A 25908-nucleotide genomic window follows, 5' to 3' on the forward strand; every position below is an offset into this window, starting at 1 on the left:
GGTGTGAAGTTCTACCACCCCAAACCCTACTGTAATTCCAATTCAAAGTGGATTCATTCCCCTTGTTGCCGGCAGTTTGAAAGATCAAATTACTTTACTAGTATACTGTTTTCCATATTTTAAGTCAACAAAAATCGGCTAAAACTAGTAACGGAATGAAATGACTAATGGAATTATTTCTGAAATATTTCATAATGTATATGCAATTTTTTCTAAGCTTTTAACAACAAACAAAGAGGCCTTGCTCTTTCGAGCAAAGCCTCTTCCTGTTGGATCTAAAATTGTCACCTCATCAACAAGTTTGTCGATGTCACCTCAATTTTAGTCTTCACGTTTTTTGCGTTTTGCAAGTCCCGCAAGGCCAACCATACCAAGTGCAGCACCTAACAATGCAGCAGATGCTGATTGTTCTTCACCAGTTTCAGGAAGTGCTGGAGCTGGAGGAGTTGTAGGTGTTGGTGGCGTTGGTGGTGTTGGCGGTGTTGTTGGTGGTGTTGGTGGTGTTGGTGGTGTTGGTGGCGTTGTCGGCGGTGTTGTCGGTGGTGTATTCGGTGGTGTTGTTGGTGGTGTATTTGGCGGTGTTGTTGGCGGAATAACAGTATTGTTAAACTCTGTATCTTCTGGCAACTGAGTAATAGCCGTCAATACTTTACCGTCTTTGTTAATCATAATACCCACAGTGGCAACCATCTTATCGTATTCGATGCTAGAATCTTTGCCACGGATTTCTTCTACATGGTAGAGATGAGTTCCTTCTTCACCACGTTTGAATTCAAGATTTGAGAAGGTGATCTTACCAGCCGCATCATTGGTTACGGTTTCGATCACATTTCCTTTTTCGTCCTTAAGAACGAAGCTGAATTCACCAGCCTTCAATGCCCGACCTTCCAATTTCTTAGTGAATTGGAATTGAACCTTAACTGGAATGTTGACTACACGTTTTTCAGTTGGTTTTTCTGGTTTTTCTACAGTCTTCTTAGTTGGATCGTATTGGTGTACGATTTGTGAAGCTGTATTTTCAATGTCCACACCATCTTGAGCAGATTGTTTAATTTCTGCAGGAATTTCAAACTTGTAGTAACGTCCAAAGGCCAACTTAGTTGTGTCGATAACTTGTGTATTTTCTGCGTCTCCAAGTGACTTAGTCAAGTCTGCTTTAGATGTTGCAGTAATCACACCGTTTTCAACCTTGATATCAAACTTAGCTGTTACATCTTCTCCTGTTACAGAGTCGTATGCCTTAATATCAGCTCCGTTGACAGTCAAGTTTGCACTGTCATATTTATCTGTCACACCAACAGATTGAATATTGTGTGCTTCAGTGAATTTAGTTGTATCCAACCATACTTGGTAGTATACTTTATCACCTTTCTTGAGTGTCTTCGTATTGATATTTTGAGCTTCGTTGTTATCAGTCTTATCAACGTAAGGATTTGCATTTGTGTCCGCAACCTTATCCTTCAACTCTTTATCATCGTCGAGAAGTTTCACACCTGTAAGATCGAATTTAGATTCGTTCAAGATGTATTTCTCTGGGTTGAATTCTGGAGTTTCAGGTGGGCGAACAGTGTTATTGAATTCTTTGTCTGATGGATCCGTTACCTTAGTAAGGAGAGCTTTCGCTGTTCCATCATGAGAAACTTTAACTGTCACAACTGCTTTCATCGTGTCATAAGTAACGGTTGTATCAGTTCCTTTGACTTCTTCTACAGTGTAGTTGTAAGTTCCTTCTTGACCTTTCTTGAATTCAAGAGCTGAGAACTTAACGTTACCAGATGCATCGTTCTTCACAGTTTCAAGAGTCTTACCATCTTTATCCTTAAGAACGAAGCTGAATTCGTTAGCTTTAAGCTCACGGCCTTCCAAGCGTTTCGTGAAGTTGAATTCTACTGAAACAGGGATGTTCACAACACGTTTTTCAGTTGGTTTGTTTGGTTTCTTCACTGTCTTGCTTGTTGGATCGTATTGGTGAACGATTTGAGCTGCAGTGTTTTCAATATCCGCACCACCCTTAACAGTATCTTTCACTGTTGCTGGGATGTCGAACTTGTAGTAACGTCCAAACGCAAACTTAGTTGTGTCGATCACTGGAGTATTTTCTGCGTCTCCAAGTGACTTAGTCAAGTCCGCTTTAGAAGTTGCAGAGATCACACCGTTTTCAACCTTGATATCAAATTTAGCAGTCACATCTTCGCCTGTTACAGAGTCGTAAGCTTTGATGTTTGCAACATTGATGTCAAGCTTGTCTTCTTCGTAGTCATCAGTAACACCAACAGATTGGATGTTGTGCGCTTCAGTGAACTTAGTTGTATCCAACCATACTTGGTAAACAACCTTATCGCCACGTTTCACAGTCTTAGTATTGATGTTTGCTGCTTCATTATTGTCAGCCTTATCAGCGTAAGGATTTGCGTTTGTTTCCGCAACCTTGTCTGCCAATTCTTTATCATCATCAAGAAGTGATTTACCAGTAAGGTCGAATTTCTCAGCGTTCAAGATGTATTTCTCTGGGTTGAACTCTGGAGTTTCTGGAGGAGTCACCTTGTTGTTAAATTCTTTATCCGCAATGTCGCCAACTTTCGCGATCAGAACTTTAGCTTTTCCGTCGTGTGAAACTGTGACTGTTACATTCGCTTTCATAGTGTCGTATGTAACGGTTGCGTCTGTTCCTTTAACTTCTTCTACTGTGTAGTTGTGAACGCCTTCTTGACCTTTCTTGAATTCAAGTTTAGAGAACTTAACGTTACCTGAGGCATCGTTCTTAACAGTTTCAAGAGTCTTACCTTCTGAATCTTTAAGCACGAAGCTGAATTCATTGGCTTTAAGCTCACGGCCTTCCATACGTTTAGTAAAGTTGAATTCCACTTCAACTGGTACGCTGTTTACACGTTTTTCAGTTGGTTTGTTTGGTTTTTCAACTTTCTTAGTAGTTGGGTTGTAGTAGTTTACAACTTGAGCCGCAGTGTTTTCGATGTCTACTCCGCCTTTAACGTCAGCTTTCACTGTAGCTGGGATATCAAACTTGTAGTAACGTCCGAATTCGAATTTAGTTGTGTCGATGACTTGTGTGTTTTCCGCATCGCCAAGTGACTTAGTAAAGCCATCTTTAAGGGTTGCAGTAATCACACCGTTGTTCACAGTAATATCGAATTTAGCTGTTACATCCGCACCAGTCTTACCGTCATAAGCTTTGATTGCTGAACCATCAACATCAACTTTAGCCTCATCGTAGTCATCTGAGATTCCTACTGATTGGATATGGTCTTTGTTGTTTGCATCAAATTTAGTTGTATCCAACCATACTTGGTAAACAAGTTTTTGACCTGGTTTAACTGATTTAGTATTGATATTCGCTTTTTCGTTATTAGATGCATCGTCCGCATATGGGTTTGCATTGGTATCTGCGTACTTGTCTGCCAACTCTTTATCATCATCTAATAATGAAGTTCCAGTCAAATCAAATTCTTTTTCGTTTAGAACATATTTTTCTGGATTGAATTCTGGAGTTTCAGGAGGTGTTACACGGTTGTTAAATTCTTTATCCGCAATTTTGCCTACAGTCGCTACGAGAATCTTAGCTGTTCCGTCGTGTGAAACTGTGACTGTTACATTCGCTTTCATAGTGTCGTATGTAACGGTTGCGTCAGATCCTTTAACTTCTTCTACTGTGTAGTTGTGTACGCCTTCTTGACCTTTCTTGAATTCAAGAGCTGAGAACTTAACGTTACCAGATGCATCGTTCTTCACAGTTTCAAGAGTCTTACCTTCTGAATCTTTAAGAACGAAGCTGAATTCGTTAGCTTTAAGCTCACGGCCTTCCAAGCGTTTCGTGAAGTTGAATTCCACTTCAACTGGAACGTTGTTGACACGTTTTTCAGTTGGTTTGCTTGGTTTTTCAACTTTCTTAGTTGTTGGGTTGTAGTAGTTTACTACTTGAGCCGCAGTGTTTTCGATGTCTACACCACCAGGTACATCAGCTTTCACTGTTGTTGGGATGTCGAACTTGTAGTAACGTCCGAATTCGAATTTAGTTGTGTCGATCACTTGTGTGTTTTCTGCGTCGCCAAGTGACTTAGTGAAGCCATCTTTAAGGGTTGCAGTGATCACACCGTTGTTCACAGTAATATCGAATTTATCTGTTACTTCTGCGCCTGTTACTGAGTCGTAAGCTTTGATCTTAGTAGAATCAAGTTCCAACTTCGCTTCATCGTAGTCATCTGAGATTCCTACTGATTGGATGTTGTCCTTGTTGTTTGCGTCAAATTTAGTTGTATCCAACCATACTTGATAAACCAACTTATCGCCACGTTTCACAGTCTTGGTGTTCAAGTTTTCTTTTTCGTTGTTTGATGCATCGTCCGCATATGGGTCCGCATTGGTATCTGCGTACTTGTCTGCCAACTCTTTATCATCATCAACGAGCTTGTCGCCTGTGATATCGTATTTCTCTTTAGAAACAACGTATTTCTCTGGTTGGAACTTAGGTTCTTCTGGAGGTGTTACACGGTTGTTAAATTCTTTATCCGCAATTTCGCCAACAGTCGCGATCAGAACTTTAGCTGTTCCATCGTGTTTCACTGTGACTGTCACATTCGCTTTCATAGTGTCGTATGTAACGGTTGCGTCAGATCCTTTAACTTCTTCTACTGTGTAGTTGTGTACGCCTTCTTGGCCTTTCTTGAATTCAAGAGCTGAGAACTTGACGTTACCAGCCGCATCATTGCTTACAGTTTCAAGAGTCTTACCTTCTGAATCTTTAAGAACGAAGCTGAATTCGTTAGCTTTAAGCTCACGACCTTCCAAACGTTTTGTGAAGTTGAATTCCACTTCAACTGGAACGTTGTTAACACGTTTTTCAGTTGGTTTTTCAGGTTTTTCAACTTTCTTAGTCGTTGGGTTGTAGTAGTTAACTACTTGAGTCGCAGTATTTTCAATATCCGCACCGCCAGGAACATCTGCGTTCACAGTTGCTGGAATATCAAATTTATAGTAGCGTCCAAACTCGAACTTAGTAGTGTCAATGATTTGAGTGTTTTCAGCGTCGCCAAGTGACTTAGTGAAGCCATCTTTGAGGTTAGCTGTGATTACACCGTTAGCGATTGAGATGTCAAACTTAGATGTAACATCCGCACCTGATACTGAATCGTATGCCTTGATGTCTGAAGCATTCACAGTCAACTTAGTTTCATCGAAGTCATCTGTGATACCAACTGTTTGGATGTTATCCTTGTTAGCTGCATCAAATTGAGTCGTGTCAAGCCATACTTGGTAATAAAGTTTTTGGCCACGTTTCACAGTCTTGGTGTTCAAGTTTTCTGCTTCGTTGTTTGATGCATCGTCCGCATATGGGTTAGCGTTTGTATCCGCAACCTTGTTAGCCAATTCTTTGTCATCATCAACGAGTTTCGTACCTGTTACATCAAATTTCGCTTCAGAAACAACATATTTTTCAGGATTGAACTTAGGTTCTTCTGGAGGAGTCACACGGTTGTTAAATTCTTTATCCGCAATGTCGCCTACAGTCGCGATAAGAACTTTAGCAGTACCATCGTGTTTCACTGTGACTGTTACATTCGCTTTCATTGTGTCGTATGTAACGGTTGCGTCGCTTCCTTTAACTTCTTCTACAGTGTAGTTGTGAACACCTTCGTCACCCTTCTTGAATGACATAGCTGAGAACTTAACGTTACCAGATGCATCATTGCTTACAGTTTCAAGAGTCTTACCTTTTGAATCTTTAAGTACGAAGCTGAATTCGTTAGCTTTAAGTTCACGGCCTTCCAAGCGTTTAGTGAAGTTGAATTCTACTTCAACTGGAACGTTGTTTACACGTTTTTCAGTTGGTTTGCTTGGTTTTTCAACCTTCTTAGTTGTTGGGTTGTAGTAGTTTACAACTTGAGCCGCAGTATTTTCAATATCCACACCACCAGGTACATCAGCTTTCACTGTTGTTGGGATGTCAAACTTGTAGTAACGGCCGAATTCGAATTTAGTTGTGTCGATCACTTGTGTGTTTTCTGCGTCGCCAAGTGACTTAGTGAAGCCATCTTTAAGGGTTGCAGTAATCACACCGTTGTTCACAGCGATATCGAATTTATCTGTTACTTCTGCGCCTGTTACTGAATCGTAAGCTTTGATCTTAGTAGAATCAAGATCCAACTTAGTTTCATCGTAGTCATCTGAGATTCCTACTGATTGGATGTTGTCCTTGTTAGATGCGTCGAATTTAGTTGTATCCAACCATACTTGGTAAACCAACTTGTCGCCACGTTTCACAGTCTTGGTATTCAAGTTTTGTTTTTCGTTGTTTGATGCATCGTCCGCATATGGGTTCGCATTTGTATCTGCGTACTTGTCTGCCAACTCTTTATCATCATCAACGAGCTTGTCACCTGTGATATCGAATTTCTCTTCAGAAACAACGTATTTCTCTGGTTGGAACTTAGGTTCTTCTGGAGGACGAACAGTATTGTTGAACTCTTTATCAGCAGGATCTGTCACGTTTGTGATCAAGGCTTTCGCTGTACCATCATGACGAACTTCAACTGTAACGACAGCTTTCATTGTATCGTATGTAACGGTTGCGTCTGAGCCTTTAACTTCTTCTACTGTGTACTTGTAGGTACCTTCTTGACCCTTCTGGTATTTAAGGGCAGTGACAGTTTTACCAGCTTTATTGGTGTACTCTACTGGAGCAAACTTGATCTTACCAGCTTTGTCGTTGGTTGCAGTTGCGATCACAACATTGTCGCTGTCTTTCAACTCGAATGTAAATTCGCCAGCTTTAAGGTCGCGACCTTCCAATTTCTTAGTGAAGTTGAATTCAACTGAGATTGGAACACTGTTTACACGTTTTTCAGTTGGTTTGTTTGGTTTTTCAACAGTCTTACTTACTGGATTGTAGTAGTTAACAACTTGAGCTGCTTTGTTTTCAATATCGGCACCAGCTACAACATCGTCTTTCACTGTTGCTGGGATATCAAATTTATAGTAGCGTCCAAATTCAAACTTAGTAGTGTCAATGATTTGAGTGTTTTCAGCGTCGCCAAGTGACTTCGTGAAGCCATCCTTAAGGTTAGCTGTCAGAACACCATTGTTATCAGAGATATCGAATTTAGTCGTAACATCTGCACCAGTAACTGAATCGTAAACCTTGATATCTGAAGCATTAACAGTCAATTTATCCTTGTCGTAGTTATCTGTGATTCCTACTGTTTGGATGTTGTCTTTGTTGTTTGCGTCAAACTTAGTTGTATCCAACCATACTTGGTAGTAAAGTTTTTGACCACGTTCAACAGTCTTGGTATTCAAGTTTTCATCTTCGTTGTTGGCAGTTGTATCGACATATGGGTTTGTATTTGTTTCACCATATTTATCTGTCAATTCAGAATCGTCATCAACGAGCTTCGTACCTGTGATATCGAATTTCGCTTTAGAAACAACGTATTTCTCTGGTTGGAACTTAGGTTCTGTTGGTGGAGTGACACGGTTGTTGAACTCTTTATCGGCAGGATCTGTCACGTTTGTGATCAAGGCTTTCGCAGTACCATCATGACTTACTTTAACAGTTACCACTGCAGCCATTTCATCATAAGTGACAGTTGAATCTGTACCTTTCACCTCTGTTACAGTGTAAGTGTACGTACCTTCTTGACCCTTCTGGTATTTAAGGGCAGTGACAGTTTTACCAGCTTTGTTTGTGTAGTCAACTGGAGTGAACTTGAAGTTACCGTCTGCGTCGTTGGTTGCCGTTGCGATCACAACATTGTCGCTATCTTTCAACTCGAATGTGAATTCGCCAGCTTTAAGGTCGCGACCTTCCAATTTCTTAGTGAAGTTAAATTCTACTGAGATTGGAACATTGTTGACACGTTTTTCAGTTGGTTTTTCAGGTTTTTCAACTTTCTTAGTCGTTGGGTTGTAGTAGTTTACAACTTGAGCCGCAGTATTTTCGATATCCGCACCAGCTACCACATCGTCTTTCACTGTTGTTGGGATGTCGAACTTGTAGTAACGTCCAAATGCGAATTTAGTTGTGTCGATGACTTGTGTGTTTTCTGCATCGCCAAGTGACTTCGTGAAGCCAGCTTTCAAGTTAGCAGTGATCACACCGTTGTTGACAGCGATATCGAATTTATCTGTTACTTCTGCGCCTGTTACAGAGTCATAGGCTTTGATGTCAGCTTTATTAAGATTTAATTTAGCTTCATCATAGTTATCTGAGATACCAACTGTTTGGATGTTGCCCTTGTTAGCTGCATCAAATTTAGTTGTATCCAACCATACTTGGTAAACCAATTTAGAACCACGTTCAACAGTCTTGGTATTCAAGTTTTCTGCTTCGTTGTTGGATGCATCGTCCGCATATGGGTTCGCATTTGTATCTGCGTACTTGTCTGCCAACTCTCTATCATCGTCAACGAGCTTGTCACCAGTGATATCGTATTTTTCTTTAGAAACAACGTATTTCTCTGGTTGGAACTTAGGTTCTTCTGGTGGAGTTACTGTATTGTTGAACTCTTTATCAGCAGCATCTGTTACGTTCGCAACGATTGCTTTTGCTGTACCATCATGTGATACCACAACTTTAACAGTAGCAACCATTGTGTCGTATTTGACAGTTGCATCTGTACCAGGAGTTTCTTCAACTGTGTAGTTGTATGTCTTACCAAGATCATCACGACCGAATTCAAGAGTCTTGAAGACGATCTTACCAGCAGCGTCATTCTTCACGCGTTCAACTTCAACGCCGTCTTTCTTCAATACGAATTCGAATTCGTTCTTTTGAAGTTCACGACCTTCCAAACGTTTCGTGAAGTTCATTTCCACTGGAACTGGAACACTGTTGACACGTTTTTGTGTTGGTTTTTCAGGTTTTTCAACTGTCTTGCTTACTGGGTTGTAAACGTGAACTGTTTGGTTAGCTGTATTTTCAATATCCGCACCAGCTTTAACAGATTCTTTCACAGTTGCTGGAATATCAAATTTATAGTAACGTCCAAACTCGAACTTAGTGGTGTCGATAACAGGAGCGTTTACTTTATCTTTGATAAATGCTTCCTTAGAAGTTGCAGTGATGGTGCCGTTTTCAACTTTGATGTCGAATTTATTGGTTACTTCTGCACCAGTTACTGAATCGTATGCTTTGATGTCAGCTGCATTAACGTCCAATTTTTCTGCATCGTATGTATCAGATACACCAACGTATTGGATGTTGTTCGCTTCAGTAAATTTCGTAGTATCAAGCCATACTTGGTAAACCAATTTAGAACCACGTTTAACTGTCTTGGTATTCAAGTTTTCTGGTTCGTTGTTAGTTGTCTTGTCTACATATGGATCCGCATTTGTTTCAGTGTACTCATTTGTCAACTCATTGTCGTCATCCATCAACTTGTTACCAGTGATGTCATATTTCTCTTTAGAAACGACAAATTTTTCTGGTTGGAATTCTGGAGTTTCTGGAGGAGTAACTTTGTTGTTGAATTCTTTATCTGCAGTACCATCAGTAGCGTTACCATTGGCATCTTTACCACCAGTTGATGTCACGTTTGTAACAGTTGTCAATGAATGACCGTTCTTCGCAACCTCAACAGTCACTGTAGCCTTCATTTGGTCGTAAGTCATTCCAAATTCTTTGTTTGCCGGAATCACTTCTTCTACAGTATATGTGTGGGTACCAACTTTTGTATTGTCAAATGACAATTCTGAGAAGGTTACGTTACCGTCAGCATCATTTTTCACAGTTTCAACTTCTCTACCAGTTGAATCTTTCAATACGAAGCTGAATTCGCCTGCAGCCAATTTACGACCAGCCAATTTCTTAGTGAAGTCAAACTTGGTCACAACTGGTGAAACCACATAGTTGTTGAATTCCGTGTCTTCAGGCATTGTAACAGCTGCGCTCAAGAGACCTGTAGCTGCATTTTTGGTTACATTAACGGTTACGACTGCGTTCATTGGATCGTAATCGATGTTTGTATCGTTACCAGCTTTTTCACGCACAGTGTAAGTGTGTTCACCTACAGCGTTGTATTCAATCGCATCAAATGTAATAGATCCGTCAGCTTTGTTTTTCTTAGTTTGGATCACATTGCCATTTTCAAGCAATTCGAATGTGAAGGCATCCTTTGTAAGCTCTTTCCCTTCAAGACGTTTAGTGAACTTGAATTGAGCTTGAGCTGCAGCAGGTGTGAAGGTGTTGTTGAACTCTGTATCTGCAGGAAGTGTGTTTGTTGCTTTAAGAACATGACCTTCCTTAGTAACAGTGATTGTTACTTCAGCTTTCATTGGGTCGTAAGTCATGCCAGTTTCTTTATTTTCTGGGATAACTTCTTCTACAGTGTACTTGTGAGTACCAACTTGAGTATTATCAAAGGTCAAATCATCAAAGGCTACAACACCTTGTTTAGTATTGGTCTTGGTTTGAAGAGTCTTACCATTTGAATCTTTCAATACAAAGCTGAATTCGCCTTCTTTCAACTCACGGCCTGCAAGGGCTTTGCTGAAGTCGAAACGAGTCTTAACTGGAGCTACTGCAAAGTTGTTAAACTCTGTATCTTCAGGCATTGTAACCTTAGCAGTCAAGACACCAGATGCAGCATCTTTCGTAACGTTAACTTTTACGACTGCATTCATATCATCGTAGTCGATGTTTGTATCTGTTCCAGCTACTTCACGTACAGTATAAGTGTGTGAACCTTCTTTATCGTAAGAAATCGCGTCGAATTGGATGGTTCCATCAGCCGCATTTTTCTTCGTTTGGATGACATTACCATTTTCAACCAATTCAAATGTGAAGGCATCCTTCGTGAGCTCTTTCCCTTCCAATTTCTTAGTGAACTTGAATTGAGCTTGTGTAGCAACAGGTGTGAAGGTATTGTTGAACTCTGTATCTGATGGAAGAGTGTTAGTTGCTTTAAGAACATGACCTTCCTTCGTAACTTTAATCGTTACTTCAGCCTTCATTGTATCGTAAGTCATACCAGCTTCTTTATTTTCTGGAATAACTTCTTCTACAGTGTATTTGTGATTACCAACTTGAGTATTGTCAAAGGTCAAATCATCAAAGGCTACAACACCTTCTTTAGTATTTGTCTTAGTTTGAAGAACTTTGCCAGTTGAATCTTTCAATACGAAACTGAATTCACCGGCTTTCAACTCACGACCTGCAAGAGCCTTGCTGAAGTCAAACTTGGTCTTAACTGGAGCTACAACGTAGTTGTTGAAGACTTTATCATCTGCGCTTGAGGCAAATCCACCAGTACCACTGTATTTAACTGCAGCTTGCAAATCACCTTTAGAGTTTTCAGTTACAGTAACAGTCATCTTAACTGTCATACCATCGTAATCGACGTTTGTATCTGCCCCTTTAACCTCAGTGATTGTGTAAGTGTAAGTACCAACTTTATTGAAGGTTAATTTGCTAAATGTTGCTTTACCGTTTTTGTTCGTAACAGTTTCTTCATATCCTGGAAGTGATTTATTTTCTTGATCTTTTTTAATCTTGAAGCTAAATTCACCATCAACAAGTACACGTCCTTCCAGTTGTTTTTCAACTTCTGGAGTGACTTCAACTGGTTCTTGTTTGACATAGTAGTAAACCGGTTGTTTATATGGTGTCAAAGTGTTGAGCAAGTCAACGTTTGTACCAATACCATTTACTCCTCGAATCAATTGCTCGTTTGGAGAAAGGTGACCGATATTGTCTCCTAAGAATGGTACGAATACAGTTTTATATGGTGTATATCCAGCAGCTTTTTGGAAGTCAAATGGAACTTCTTTACCATTTGCATAGGTTACACCTTTACTATCAGTGAAAGGAATTGTGTGAAGTGGTGATTTCTTAACTGCTAATTCTTGTTTGTTATAATCACCAGGTTTAATAGGCTTTGTTTCTGCTAGCAACATGTAGCCATCGGTGCTCAAGGTACCGTCAGAACGTTTGCTTTGTTGTTTTGGATCTAGAAGATAAACGCGAACAACTACAGTTCCATCTTCACCTACGATTTCTTTAATCCGTTTAATCCCTGCACGCTCAGCGTCCATGAATTTCGTACCAACAGTGTAAGGGCGACTTACATAACCTGATTGATCATTTTCATCAGCTGCTTGATACAATTTGTAACCATCAAATTGACGCTCTCCAGATGCTGTGAAGTTTTGCCCTTCCATAGCTTTAAGAGTGTATGAAGCTAAGTCTACTTCATTACCATTTGCTTTATAATCTTGAACAGTTACATCAGTTTTATTCGCATTAAATGTTGGATTATTTTTATCAACTACTTTATAGTAAGTTGTTTTATTAACTGATGCTGGAATCTTGGCATTAGTATCCGTAATCGTACGACCGTTATAAGCTGGTTCTACAACGTTGATAATATCTGTTGATGTACGAGCAGCATAAACATCATCGTATAATTTTTTCTCATCCGGAGTAAGGTTATGTCCTGGAGCTACTAAAGCTTGGATACTTGCCCCAACTTCATACCCTAATTGGATGAATGGTTGGTCCGTTTTACCAGGGCCAGCTCCTGTACCTGGATCGTAATCAACTTGCCAAGTTAATTCTCCTCTAGATGCAGTAGCAGTAGTAGTGAATTTTTGAATACCACTAGAGGCAGTAATCTTTCTGGTTTCTACTACATTGCCAGTGTTTTTATCGATCAATTCAACAGTCGTATCTGTCGAAGCATCAAATCTCTTATAAGCACGTGTGTAGTAGTTTGTATGATACCGTTCGTTAAAGCGAGTAAGGTCTACGATACTGTATGTATAGACATCGCCTTCTTTAGCAGCATATCCTGATGGTACTGTTTGTGAACGAACACTTGCACCGTTAGGATCCGTCATATCAGGTGTAGCAACTTCACCGTCTTTTAAGAAAGTTGCTACAGCAACTGGCTCGTTATTGTGGTCTGTAGCAGCACGACGGCTACGACGACGACTACTTACTGCTAAAGCTCCTGCATTTGTACGTTCTGTAGCAGCGTTTGCTACAGCCGCAGCAGCATCTGTACTTGTTGCTTTATCTGTTTGAGCAGCTGCTCCCGTACCAGTGATTGGAGCTGCTGAACTTACAGTTGCTGAAAAAGTAGTTGTTGCAGCTGGTGTAGTTGCTTCTTCTCTTGCAGCTGCTCTTTCTGAGCTTTCACCTGCTGCAGCACGAGTTGCAGTAGGTTGTGCTGTAGTAGAAACTGTGGTAGAAGCTGGTTTAGAGCTGGTTTCTGCCATTTTCGCTGTTGGTAGAACGATTTCTGGCAATGAACCAACGTTTAGTGGTTTTGAAGCTTCTTCAGTTTTTTTAGTTTCAGCTGGCGCTACCTGTTTTTCTGTAGCAGCTGGTGTTTTAGCTACTTCAGCTTTTTCAGTTGCTGGAGCTGGTGTTTCTGAAGTTGCAGCAGCAGTCCCAGAAAGGTCAATTTTGGGAACTGATCCCCCTTCCCCGTATGCCTTAGAAGCAGCTGGTGCTTCTGCTTGACTTGACTCTGTTGTAGCAGGTTGTGCTGCTTCTGAAGCTGCTGTTCCCGCAGATTCAGAGGCTGCTGTTGCCTCATCCGCTGACGCAGATTGAGCTCCTGCAGCAAAGAGCGCTGTTCCTAAGAGAACAGAACAAACCCCAATGCTATATTTTCGTAAAGAAAAGCGTTGGCGTCTATTGAAAATATCCTTCATTTATAGGATCTCCTTTTTCATATTTCATGATTCCATGATACAAATAAAATTGTAACATCCTTGACATCAAGAGTCAATCTGTCGAAATAAAAATGTAACATTCTTGTTAAAATGTCATATTATACCACATATTTTTTAATAATTTGTGCTAAATTGTCACATTTTTTCCTATCCGGTTCACTTTTTTTACACCAAAAAAAGAATACAGGAAAACAAAGATCGTTCTTTCTTCCTATACTCTTCTATATAATTATTTCACTTCTGAGATCAATCCGGTGTCCACATCATACACCGCTCCCGAAATAACGACATCCTCTGGAATCAAAGGAGAAGCCTTTAAAAGCTCCATATCTTCACGGACACTCTCCTCAATATCTTGAAAGGGAAGGAAGTCGCGATCTCCTACATCCACACCCAGTTCTTTCTTGAGATGCTGACGGAAACCTTCGTTTTCAAAGGTCTGTGCGCCACAGTCTGTATGGTGCAAGACCACAATTTCACGGGTTCCCATTTGCTGCTGCGAAATGACCAAGGAGCGAATCATATCATCGGTCACGCGCCCTCCAGCATTCCGCAAAATATGGGCATCTCCAAGAGCCAGACCTAGTGCAGGCGCCACGTGAAGACGGGAATCCATACAGGTCACAATGGCTACTTGTGTTTTGGGCTTAATCGGAAGACGGAGGTCTCCATGTAGCGCCACATAAGCTTGGTTAGCTGTTAAAAAATTATCAAAATAAGACATGGTCTCTCCTTTATTCCTTTGAAATTCAAATCATCTATTATTTTACCACAACTCACTATTTCTGTCAGGGGATACCTCCTGTCATCTGTCACATCTGAAAAAAAGCCTTAAACTTCCCGTTTAAGACTTTTCTACTATTAAAATTAAAATACTTTCTTCAAGACTTCAGACAGTGTACTCACACCGACCACTTCGATCCCTGATGGTGTCGAAATCCCCGTCAGAGAGTTTTTCGGAACATAAATCTTGGTAAAACCGAGCTTGGCAGCTTCATTGATCCGTTGTTCGATCCTGTTGACCCGGCGAACTTCTCCTGTCAAGCCCAACTCTCCAACGAAACATTCCTGCGGGTTGGTTGGCTTGTCCTTGTAGCTCGAGGCAATGGCTACGGCTACGGCTAGGTCGATAGCTGGCTCATCCAACTTGACACCACCTGCAGACTTGAGGTAGGCATCCTGATTTTGAAGGAGCAAACCCGCTCGTTTTTCTAGCACTGCCATGATGAGACTAGCTCGATTAAAATCAAGCCCCGTTGTCGTCCGCTTGGCATTTCCAAACATAGTTGGCGTCACCAAGGCCTGCACTTCAGCTAGAATTGGACGCGTCCCTTCCATGGTGACCACGATGGACGAGCCAGTCGCGCCATCCAGGCGCTCTTCCAGAAAGACCTGACTAGGATTGAGAACCTCGACCAAGCCACCTGATTGCATTTCGAAGATACCGATCTCATTGGTCGAGCCAAAGCGGTTCTTGACCGCTCTCAGAATCCGGAAGGTATGGTGGCGCTCGCCCTCAAAGTAGAGCACCGTATCCACCATGTGTTCCAGCATCCGAGGTCCTGCCAAGGTTCCTTCCTTGGTCACATGGCCAACAATAAAGATGGCGATGTTATTGGTCTTGGCCAGCTGCATGAGCTCAGCCGTTACCTCACGTACCTGAGAGACCGACCCCTGCACCCCTGAAATCTCAGGAGACATAATGGTCTGGATGGAGTCAATGATCAGAAAATTAGGTTGGATGCGTTCCACCTCTGCTCGCACGCTCTGCATATTGGTCTCGGCATAGAGATAAAACTCACTGTCGATATCTCCCAAGCGCTCTGCACGGAGTTTGATCTGCTGGGCCGACTCCTCCCCACTGACATAGAGAACCGTTCCCACTTGAGACAACTGGGTTGATACTTGAAGGAGAAGGGTCGATTTCCCAATCCCTGGATCCCCACCGATGAGGACGAGACTCCCTGGGACCACTCCTCCACCGAGTACACGGTTGAATTCCTCCATCTCGGTCTTGGTCCGATGGACATTGATAGAGGTCACATCCGCCAGTTTCATGGGTTTGGTCTTTTCACCCGTCAAGGACACCCGTGCATTCTTGACCTCTGCAACCTCAACCTCCTCGACAAAAGAAGACCAAGACCCACAGTTTGGACAGCGCCCTAAATACTTGGGGGAATTGTAGGCACAATTTTGACAAATAAATGTCGTTTTTTTCTTAGCGATGATAAACCTCTTTCTAAATCTCTATGTCACACTCAATCACTTGGCAAAAATCAATCTTCTCATTTGGCACAAACTGGCGCATGAGCATTCCGTGAGTTACAATGATAATAGTTTTATAATTTTTATATTTTTCCAAAGCTCTTAAAAAACGATGACGCATCTCTAGATCAGTTTCATAGCGATAAGGAGAATCTTCAGATAAAGCTCCTTGATATTTTAGATAATATTCATGAGCTACCAATACACTAGTTAAATCAGAGTTAGTGCCATCTAAGTCTGGACGCCACTCATGAAAAAACGGCTCCACAAACAAGTCCAATCCTGTTTCAACTGCTATATAATGTGCTGTTTCTAAGGCCCTCGTCACAGACGATGAAATAATAATCTCTGCCTTTCCAAAACATGCAGTTTTAGCAACTTCTTTTGCCAGACTGCGACCTTTTCCTGTCAATGGTGCTAAATCACGACCAAAACCACTATAGAGTTGCGGATTTTCAATTTTATCAAGCATACTATAATCTGGCTCCCCGTGACGGACAAAGATAATCTTCATATTAAGATCCCCATAAAACTATCCAATCTTGATTCCGCAATCTTGCCACTGCTTCAGTGTTTTAGAGAATTTCTTCTGGTTGGCAACTCCGACAGCAGACAAATCGACAGAAACCTGATAATTCTCCTTGACAGCTGCCAAAACGGAAGCCTTGACACAGCCATTGCCATCCACCCCTATAAACTCTATGCTTTTAGCACCGTTTCCCTCTAAAAAATCTTTTAAATCTGGATTAGTAAAGCAAGAAGCCCGACGCTTCTCAAAAATACGAGAAGATACAACCAGCAAGCCGGTCGTAAATTTCTTCTTTCTATCTTTTCTCTCCCAGAAAAAACGATTGAGAATATAGATAACTCGTTCGCTAGGATAGGTAGCAATTTTGTCATTTACAGCTGCAGTCAGTTCTTCATGATATGCTTTTCCTACAGCAACATAATCTGACTGCATGTCTACAACTAATAAATAGTCTGCCATTTTATTCCTCTATTTCCCTGTCGAACCAAATCCACCAGTACGCACGCCGTCTGCTTCATCTCCATCGGCAATCAAGAATGGTGCAAAGACAGCCTGAACCACACGTTCACCAACTTCAAGAACAACTTCCTGGTCGGTAATATTTTTCATCTGAGCAAAGATATGGCCTTCATTTCCTGGATTGCCATAGTAGTCTCCATCAATGACCCCCACAGAGTTGATCAAGACCAGGCCTTTTTTGCGAGGGTTGGACGAGCGATCGTAAAGATAAAGCACTTCACCCGCTTGCATATAGGCCTTGACCCCAGTTGGCACGAGGACGATTTCCCCTGGAGCAATCACCGTGCGCTCTGCCACCTTTAAGTCGTAACCAGCCGCGTGGGCCGTTTCCCGTTTTGGCAGTAAGTCCTGATTGGTATAGCTTGATACAAGCTCAAATCCGCGAATTTTTGTCATCATAATTCCTCTTTTATCTAAATAGTTTCCATCTCTTCTATTATACCATCACTTTGCCCTAGCGTCTCCCCTATACTACTATTCGTATTTTTTGAGTAAAAACCTCCTTTTTCACCTTCATTATTTGTAAATTATATGATACTTTCATGGTTGTTTTCTAAAAGAAAGTGAAAGTTAATGAAACAGCTTAAAAACACCTAATTTCACCGATTTTAGCTTGAAGCCAATTATTATTTTTGCTATAATTCCCTGTGTAGGGAATAATTTTAAAAGTAAAATATTTTACCCTATAAAATTATTTAATGGAGGTCGTGTCTCAGCACTCAATTCTAATTACCAACAGATAGGATTTGAAAGGTCCATATCGTTAAAAGTAATCAGGTATTGATGATTAGGCACTAATTTTTTTATGAAAAGGGAAGATAAGATGAAGAATAGGAATATCAAAATTTTCTCATTTGTCCTTTGTTTAGTGGCCATGCTTTTCGCTTTAGGTCTGAATCGCACTTCAGCAGAAACTCCTGGAGTGACAGTAAGCGGAAAATTGGTCGATACAATCAAAAATATCAAAGTTACCAATAATGAAGGTGGCAACCTTGATTGGGAATTAGGACAATGGGCAACATTTCGTATCAATGCTGATTTCGACTTAGCTGGTAAGAATGTCAAAAAAGGTGATACGACTGATCTCACCGTTCCAGATGCTTTGATCATTACGTCGCAAAGTTTTGAAATTCGTGATGTCAATACGAATGAGGTCATTGCCCACGCAACGGTTGACAAAGACAATAAGAAATTGTCATTGACTTACACTGACTATGTCGAAAAACACTCAGATACCCAGGGATCCTTCTTCTTCTATGCGCGGATCGACTTTAAGAAACACCCTCAACAAGGGGAAGTCCCTGTTGAAATTACCGTCAATGGAGAAACCAAGATCGGCGGGAAGGTTACCTTTAAAGGAGTCGGAGACGGTAACCCAACTCCATTATCAAAAACTAGTTGGGTGAATGACAACGACCATAAAACAGTCACCTATACTATTTCTGTTAATAAAAGTAAACAAAATATCAAAGAAGTCACTATTGAAGATCATTTGAGATTTACAAATGCTTCCTATGTAAAAGACAGCATCAAAGTCATCAAAGGGAAGTTCTCATTTGAAGCAGGTGAATGGGTCTTTTCAAATCGTGTTGATGTAACGGATCAACACCCTGTTACCATCAGTGAAGATGGTCAATCTTTTGTTGTCAATCTGGGGGACATTAGCGAAAACGATCAATATCGGATTGATTATGATGTTCGCTTAAATTACGAGCCTGTAGACGGGGAACTTCTTAAAAACGATGCTACCCTTAAAGGAAAGCAGTTTGAAACAAAAGATGTGACAAACACAGCCGCTGTCCAAGTCGCAGGAGGATCTGGTGTCGGTTATGTCTTTACAATTCATGTCCACAAGGTAAACGATGAAAGTCAGCCACTTGCTGGAGCTAAGTTTAAAATCGTTCGTCAAGCCAACAACCAAGTGATTGGGGAATACGTTACAGATGAGAACGGAGATATTACGGTTAATGCGCTCTTAAAAGATAAATACATCTTAACAGAAACCGAGGCCCCTGCGGGTTATACGATCAAGGAGGCTGACACCGTCGTAAATGCTGAAGATTTTGGTAAGGATCATAAGGTTACGAAGACGATCGTCAATCCAAAAGAACAGACAACGACTACGACAACCACTACAACTACTACTACGACAACAACCTCTACAACGACTCAAGAGCCAACAACAACTACGACGACAACTCAAGAGCCGACTACGACTACGACAACAACTGAGGAACCTACTCCTACTACCACTACAACAACTCCAGAGTCAACAACAACTTCAACGACAACTGAAGAACCTACTACTACAACAACGACTCAAGAGCCAACAACTACAACAACGACGACAGAAGGTCCAAAACCTACGCCGACAACCACTACAACTACAACGACGACTACAACTACGTCTGAAAAACCAGGGCCTACGACGACTACGACAACCACTCCAGAGGGGCCAACAACGAATACGACCAAACCTGGCAACCCAGGTGATTCTGGCACCACAACTTCAAACGGAGGTCGCAAGACATTCCTGCCAAAAACAGGTGAAGCAGTCGCTACTGGTGTCATCTTGATCGGTGTTGCTATCCTATCAGGAGCCGTCATCTTGAAACGCAAGATTTCTAATAACTAATCGTTTGCATTGCGGATCATATAAAAAAGGATCGCATCCCATTGGATGCGATCCTTTTTTGTGTTGATCACAGTTTTTGATACTCTCACACCTTATTGTCCTTCATTACTTCTGCTTCGTCTCATTTGAATGACGAGGTAAGCAACAGAAACAATAGATAGCAAGGCACCCAGGATCACGCCTTTTTGTCTAAAGACGAATTCAACCTTATGATTTCCCTTTGAGATTGGGAAGGATAAGAATGCATTCCATGCTTTTTCGGTTTTGACAAACTTCCCATCCACTTTCACTTTCCAGCCATCGCTGTATGGAATGGAAGTCATCATATAGTTACTATCATCTGTGATAGACACATCGCCAACAATATGGGTATTTGAAAACTTGGTTACTTGTAAACCTTGTTTCTTCCGGTTTTCTAATACCTGTTGAATCTGATCAACGTCGGCGCGATAAACACCTGCATTGCTCATATCGATGTGATCTGTTCTAAATCTAAATTCAATAACGGTTTCTTGGTTTTCAGTTTGATCTGTCAACTGCCAAATTTGTCTTTGCGTAAAAATTTTAGCATTGAGCAACCATTTATTATTGAGTAAAACCGAGTAATCTTGGTTTTGGATCAAAGATACAGGAGTAAAGAAATAATAGGTGTAATTGGTACGCGGAGTGACCTTATAACGAATAATAGCATCTTTTGACGAATCCGCTCTCTTATAGATGGCTTCTCCCGTTTCCTTATTGACCTTTTCTTCAATCACATTTTCGGTCTCGATCGAGCTAAACGCCAAAGGTTTAAAGTACTCAACGGTATCATTATTGGCCTTTTGATGCCCCTCCATGGAGTTCAAAATGATATTCTGGTTAGCAAAGGCATTATTGGCACCAAATTGAATATTTCTTACCAGACTGTTAGTCCCGTATGCAAGTGGGAAGGAATTTGGATTCTTATAGACGACATAACGCTTGTCCTCATAGACCTTGTCTGTGAAATAGCGATGCAGATCAAAGCGGTCTGTAAATCGATAAAAATACATCTTATCTGGATTGGCTTCAATCTCTTTGGGATCAAAATCCTTGGCACTCATAAAGTAACGAACACCATATAATGCATCTGTCAAAGGTGTCCCATTTGAATATTGAGTCGCCGCATTGACACCCAGATCTCCCATGAAAGCAAAGTGATCCATGGTGCTACGTTCCAAACTCGAGCTAAAGGTACTTAGACCCGGATAGGACACCAAAGAAGGAACTGTTCTGGAATAAGCAAAATCTGTGGCAATCCGATAGAATTTTTGATCTGCATTTTCTTGGATATTGTCTGTCACGCGCTTGACCGAAACGGTCGCATCTGCAAACTTGTGCACATCATCATACCCAAATGTTACTTGGGACAAATAGGCATTATAGCCAAACTCAAAGATTGTGAGCACAGATACGACAATCATGGATAAACGTGAGATCTTAAAGTTTAGGATAAAGAGAATGCTCAGGTAGAGCATCGCTGTAATCCCCACTTGCGACAAGAGATAGCCTGTCTTTAATAAGACAGCAGCTAGCACTAAGATGACCGCTGCTAGAGCCATTCGAATCATTTTTTCCAATTGGCTCTTCTGAGATTTTTCCCAATACGCATAGAAGATGAAGCAGGTCACCGCTGCTATTCCCAGAACACTTAGAATAGAGAACTTAGAGAGGAAACGGCTGATCGCTTGCGGTTGAGTCTTTGAGATAAAACTATACTGATGGAAATAGAGATAAACTACCGACAAGAGCAAGCCCAAACCGATGATGCAGTTGGTTCGTTTGGAAATAACGATCTTCTGCTTCATCGCTTGATAAGCTAGGACTAGCATAAAGAATGAAAACAGCCAAGAAAAACGGAAGAAGAAACCGGCTGGGTTTTGTCCCATATGCCATATCTTACTGACAAATTCATTGACAAAGGAAATCAGGAAAATAAGGGTAACAATCCCTGCAGCCCATTTTTTGGCTTTTCCAACTTTTTGCGATAGGAAATAAAAGATAAAACCAAGAAAGCCGAGCGCTCCAATATAAATATTGGGAAGGTTGGGACCCGCTGACCATCCTGAGGTTGTATCAAAGCCACCAACAACCAACTTAGAAAGAATATCTAAGGGGTTAATTTGGAAGGCAAATGAGAAGGTCATGCCTCCGCCAACTTGCCCCTTACTTTCAATCAGGTTGAAAAATACAGGCAAGAGCAAGACTGAGGCTGTCGCAATCCCAATAATCGAATAGATCACCGCTTGCAACAAAGGGATACTAAAGTTTTTAATCTTTGCCTTTAGATCTCCCTCAATCAACAATCTTGGCGACACATAGTAGCAGGCATACAGAGCGATGAAAATGGAGATCATATAGCCCATGTAAAACTGAAGCAAGACTGTCAATCCTAAAGCAAAAGCATACCGATAAGGAGATTTCCCATCTAATAATTCTTCCAAATACACAATCACAATTGGTAACATGATCATGGCATCATAGAAGATGACGTTCATTTGATAGGAAACCAACATTCCTGACAAGGCATAAGCCGTCGAGAATAATGGAACCAACCATTTTCTAGATTCTAATCCTTTGTAACGTCTGATTAAAAGGAAAGCAAAGGATAAACCAATTGCCCCGTATCTGAGCCAAATAGTTAAAAATACTGCTGCCCCAAAATATTTGAGGGGAGCTAGAATGTAGATGATGTTAAAGGGGCTCATTAAATAGTAGCCGAGCACACCGATCATATCTCCACCAAGAGATTTGGTGAAAGAATAACTCAAACTAGATAGATCCCCCGTCAGGATGGCATTTTTTAGCAAGCCAAAGAAACTGATATATTGCTGTCCAAAGTCAACAGCCATCAGGCTCTTACTTCCAAAAGGGTACATCCCTATAACGGCCCACACAACCAGCATAATGGTCATTGGGAGCAGGGCACTTGCAGCATAGAGAACTTTCTTTGGATGTTTTTTCCAAAACTCTTGCCAACGCATGAACCAGATTAACATGTTTTCTCCTATCTTCTTTAGCCGATATGATTTTTCTTCGCTTGTTCGATATTGGTCTCTTCAATGATGAAATGAGGACGACGCTTCACTTCGTAATAGATCTTGCCAATATACTCTCCAAGAATTCCGATGAAGATGAGTTGAACTCCGCTAAATAATATAATAGCCGCAATCGTTGTGAAATAACCACTCACATAATTCCCAGCAGCGAAGATATATTTCATCAACTCAAACACTAGATATAATAGAGCCAGCCCTAAACAGATGAAACCGAATTGAATACAAACACGGAGAGGACGATCATTAAAAGAAATAATTCCTTGAATCGCATAATTCAAAGATTTCTTAAAACCAAACTTGCTCTTTCCAGCCTTACGGGTTTCATTCTTATAAGGAATTACTTTCTCTTTAAAACCAATCCATTCATACAAACCTTTATTAAAGCGATTATACTCTGGCATTGACACAAAGGCTTCCATGGCTTTTCGGCTAAGCAGTCTTAATTCCGATTTCCCGTCTGTTAGGTGAACATCCATGGAGCGGTTTGACAAGAAGTAAAACAAACGTGCAAAGGAACTTCCTACAAAAGATTCCCCTTCACGAGTTCGTTGGCCACTAACAATATCATAGCCTTCATTATAAGCTTCTAAGAATAAGGGAATCAAGTATGGTGGATGCTGGAGATCCCCGTCCATGACCATCACCGCATCCCCACTGGCATATTTAAAACCAGCCAAGATACCACTCTCTCGTCCAAAATTTCGACTGAAACGGATATATTTGATGCGGTCGTTTTCTCTTGCAAATTCTTCAATTAACTCAAAGGTCTTGTCACTACTTCCATCATCGATGTAGAGAATTTCATAATCAGAGAGCTCTTTCCCTAGCATTTGCTCAAGCTGATTAGAAATTTCACGATGGGTTTGAGGAAGTACCAGCTCCTCATTCAAGAGGGTTATTAAGATTGATAATTTCATCCCTTTTCTCCATAATACATTCCCAAAAAAGAGAGAGCTCATGCTCTCCCCTTATATAGAAACTCATTGTTTATTTAATAGACAATTTTCGTTTCAATACGACTGCACCTGCTAACACAAAGGCTCCTGAGAATACAAATCCAGTTGCTGCAACTTCACCTGTATTAGGAAGAAGCGCTTTACGCCCTCCTCCATTGTTTCCACCTTTTGGTCCTGGTTTTCCAGTCGTGGTCGTCGTGGTTGATCCTTCACTTCCTGGAGTCACCGGTTTCTCTGGAGTTGTCGTTGTTGTTGTCGTTGGCGTTGGTTCTGCAGTAGTCGTTGTTGTTGTCGTTGGCTCTGCAGTTGTTGTGGTTGAAGTAGTCGTCGGCTCTGCAGTTGTTGTGGTTGAAGTAGTCGTCGGCTCTTCTGTTGTCGTAGTTGAAGTAGTCGTCGGCTCTTCTGTTGTCGTAGTTGAAGTAGTCGTCGGCTCTTCTGTTGTTGTGGTTGTAGTAGTCGTCGGCTCTTCTGTTGTCGTAGTTGAAGTAGTCGTCGGCTCTTCTGTTGTCGTGGTTGTAGTAGTCGTCGGCTCTTCTGTTGTCGTGGTTGTAGTAGTCGTCGGCTCTTCTGTTGTCGTAGTTGTAGTAGTCGTCGGCTCTGCAGTAGTCGTTGTGGTTGTCGTTGGCTCTGCAGTAGTCGTTGTGGTTGTCGTTGGCTCTGCAGTAGTCGTTGTGGTTGTCGTTGGCTCTGCAGTAGTCGTCGTTGTGGTTGTCGTTGGCTCTGCAGTAGTCGTCGTTGTTGTTGTTGGCTCTGCAGTAGTTGTTGTCGTTGTCGTTGGTTCTGCAGTAGTCGTGGTGGTGGTTGTTGGTTCTGCAGTAGTTGTTGTGGTTGTTGTAGTCGTGGTGGTTGTTGTAGTTGTTGTAGTTGTAGTTGTTTTTTGGTCTACAATATTCTTAGCTACAGGAGATTTTGGTGTTTTGAATTCACCAGCTTCAACTACAGTATCAGCTGCCAACTCATAACCTTCTGGAGCTTTAACTTCTTTAATGATGTATTTGTCACGCAAGATGTTCTTAACAGTGAATTCACCATTAGCATCTGACTCAAACTCACCAATGATATCTTGGTTAGTTGCACGGATAACTTGGAATTTCGCACCTTTAAGTGGAGCACCGTTTTCGTCTACTTTTTTCACTTTAATGCTAAATTCGTAACCGATACCTTCACCACCAGCGATTTGAATATCTACTTTACTTTTTGAGTCGTAAGGTTTTTTGTTGTCACCTGCGATAGTCGCTGTATTCTTAATTTGTTCGCCGTCAACAGTTTCATAGTTAGCAACTGCTTCATATTCTACTGCAAAGTGATCGTTAGCAGAAATATTACCAAAGTCAATAGAGAATGACTTATCTGTTGCATTTACTGTATAGTTAGCAGTAACGTCTTGTTTATTTGTAAGCGTCCATTTACCACCACTGTATTCCCAAGTACCTTTGAAGATTTTGAAACTATCCTTTTTGTAGGTAACCCCTGCTGATGTTATTGAATCTGAAAGGACTGCATTGTTGATTGCTTCGTTAGTTCTGTTTACAGAGATACGGAATCCAAGGTTTTTGTGATCTCCATTATCCCAACCAGATTTGATGATTGTGTAACGTTTACCTTCACCAACTGTTGTACTTGTTACTTTACCGTTGAATTTTACATTACCGTTAACAGAAACCTTAACAGGAACTTCACCATCATTTGGGAATTTATCTTTGTTAACACCAGCATAGAAGAAGAATGAACCTGAAACGTCATTTTTCGTTTGAGCGAAATCTGTGAATGTCAAGACAATCTTACCAGTTTTTGCATCAACTTTTGCATCGGCAATCTTTTTACCAGTGATTGTATCGTTGATTTCAAAATCCTGAGACTTGATATCGATTGGTCCATCGATAGTGACTTCAGTTGTATCCCCTGCTTTAACATTTTTTCCTTCTAAAGCAAATTTTGCATTCAGACGGAAAGTGTCATAACGACCTAGACCGGTTGCTAATTCTTCACCTTTGCTATTTTGGATCTTGATCTCCGTGATGACATCGACTTTTTTAGACGTTTCCGCCTGTACAGTTTTAGAAAAAAGTGTCAATGACACAATCAATAGCGAACAAACTATTGACAAATAAACTGCTAACTTTTTCATTTTTTCTCCCTTTCTAGGCTGATTTTTTATAAATCAACGCATATAATATAGCAAAACATAGTGAGAAAGTCAAGATTATTGAACAAAAAAACCATCTTTTGTAT

Annotated in this window: 10 protein-coding genes; 1 reads left to right on the forward strand and 9 read right to left on the reverse strand. The window is 41.0% G+C overall.

Annotated elements, in window-relative coordinates; genetic code table 11:
* Window positions 1-321: 321 nt before the first annotated feature.
* The 6 genes from RIN70_RS09415 to RIN70_RS09440 form a co-directional block, all read right to left on the reverse strand.
* Window positions 322-13671, reverse strand: a complete 13350-nt coding sequence (locus RIN70_RS09415) for an SspB-related isopeptide-forming adhesin (protein ID WP_313790562.1) — start codon at window positions 13669-13671, stop codon at window positions 322-324.
* Between the two features lie 250 nt (window positions 13672-13921).
* Window positions 13922-14416, reverse strand: a complete 495-nt coding sequence (locus tag RIN70_RS09420) for a beta-class carbonic anhydrase (protein ID WP_003008959.1) — start codon at window positions 14414-14416, stop codon at window positions 13922-13924.
* A 143-nt stretch (window positions 14417-14559) separates the two neighbouring features.
* Window positions 14560-15918 carry a DNA repair protein RadA gene (gene radA / locus RIN70_RS09425; protein WP_083312636.1) on the reverse strand — a complete coding sequence of 453 codons (1359 nt, stop codon included), beginning with the start codon at window positions 15916-15918 and terminating at the stop codon, window positions 14560-14562.
* A 13-nt stretch (window positions 15919-15931) separates the two neighbouring features.
* A complete protein-coding gene (locus RIN70_RS09430) occupies window positions 15932-16471 on the reverse strand; it encodes a histidine phosphatase family protein (RefSeq protein WP_313790563.1) in 540 nt (179 codons plus the stop codon).
* Between the two features lie 18 nt (window positions 16472-16489).
* Entirely contained in the window at window positions 16490-16945 is a 456-nt protein-coding gene (locus tag RIN70_RS09435; RefSeq protein ID WP_049491772.1) for an isochorismatase family protein, read from the reverse strand.
* A gap of 9 nt (window positions 16946-16954) precedes the next feature.
* Entirely contained in the window at window positions 16955-17401 is a 447-nt protein-coding gene (locus RIN70_RS09440) for a dUTP diphosphatase (RefSeq protein ID WP_023919767.1), read from the reverse strand.
* Window positions 17402-17828: 427 nt separating this feature from the next.
* Between RIN70_RS09440 and RIN70_RS09445 the strand changes: the two genes are divergently transcribed.
* Window positions 17829-19640 carry an Ig-like domain-containing protein gene (locus RIN70_RS09445; RefSeq protein ID WP_313790564.1) on the forward strand — a complete coding sequence of 604 codons (1812 nt, stop codon included), beginning with the start codon at window positions 17829-17831 and terminating at the stop codon, window positions 19638-19640.
* A 92-nt stretch (window positions 19641-19732) separates the two neighbouring features.
* Here the strand turns inward: RIN70_RS09445 and pgfM1 are convergent, their stop codons facing one another.
* From pgfM1 to RIN70_RS09460, 3 genes are all read right to left on the reverse strand, one after another.
* The gene (gene pgfM1 / locus RIN70_RS09450) at window positions 19733-22660 is read right to left on the reverse strand and encodes a glycosyltransferase PgfM1 (protein WP_313790565.1); all 2928 of its coding nucleotides are present in this window, start codon (window positions 22658-22660) and stop codon (window positions 19733-19735) included.
* A 17-nt stretch (window positions 22661-22677) separates the two neighbouring features.
* On the reverse strand, window positions 22678-23637 hold the full coding sequence (pgfS, locus tag RIN70_RS09455) for a glycosyltransferase PgfS (protein ID WP_023919773.1): 960 nt from the start codon (window positions 23635-23637) through the stop codon (window positions 22678-22680).
* Between the two features lie 70 nt (window positions 23638-23707).
* A complete protein-coding gene (locus RIN70_RS09460; protein WP_313790566.1) occupies window positions 23708-25804 on the reverse strand; it encodes an Ig-like domain-containing protein in 2097 nt (698 codons plus the stop codon).
* Between the last annotated feature and the right edge of the window lie 104 nt (window positions 25805-25908).

This window comes from Streptococcus parasanguinis, assembly GCF_032163505.1.
Taxonomy (GTDB): domain Bacteria; phylum Bacillota; class Bacilli; order Lactobacillales; family Streptococcaceae; genus Streptococcus; species Streptococcus parasanguinis_V.

Coding starts and splice junctions, on each gene's coding strand:
- RIN70_RS09435 (WP_049491772.1), bottom strand. CDS start 16,945: ATGGCAGACTATTTATTAGTTGTAGACATGCAGTCAGATTATGTTGCT.
- RIN70_RS09460 (WP_313790566.1), bottom strand. CDS start 25,804: ATGAAAAAGTTAGCAGTTTATTTGTCAATAGTTTGTTCGCTATTGATT.
- pgfS (WP_023919773.1), bottom strand. CDS start 23,637: ATGAAATTATCAATCTTAATAACCCTCTTGAATGAGGAGCTGGTACTT.
- RIN70_RS09415 (WP_313790562.1), bottom strand. CDS start 13,671: ATGAAGGATATTTTCAATAGACGCCAACGCTTTTCTTTACGAAAATAT.
- pgfM1 (WP_313790565.1), bottom strand. CDS start 22,660: ATGTTAATCTGGTTCATGCGTTGGCAAGAGTTTTGGAAAAAACATCCA.
- RIN70_RS09420 (WP_003008959.1), bottom strand. CDS start 14,416: ATGTCTTATTTTGATAATTTTTTAACAGCTAACCAAGCTTATGTGGCG.
- RIN70_RS09445 (WP_313790564.1), top strand. CDS start 17,829: ATGAAGAATAGGAATATCAAAATTTTCTCATTTGTCCTTTGTTTAGTG.
- RIN70_RS09440 (WP_023919767.1), bottom strand. CDS start 17,401: ATGACAAAAATTCGCGGATTTGAGCTTGTATCAAGCTATACCAATCAG.
- RIN70_RS09430 (WP_313790563.1), bottom strand. CDS start 16,471: ATGAAGATTATCTTTGTCCGTCACGGGGAGCCAGATTATAGTATGCTT.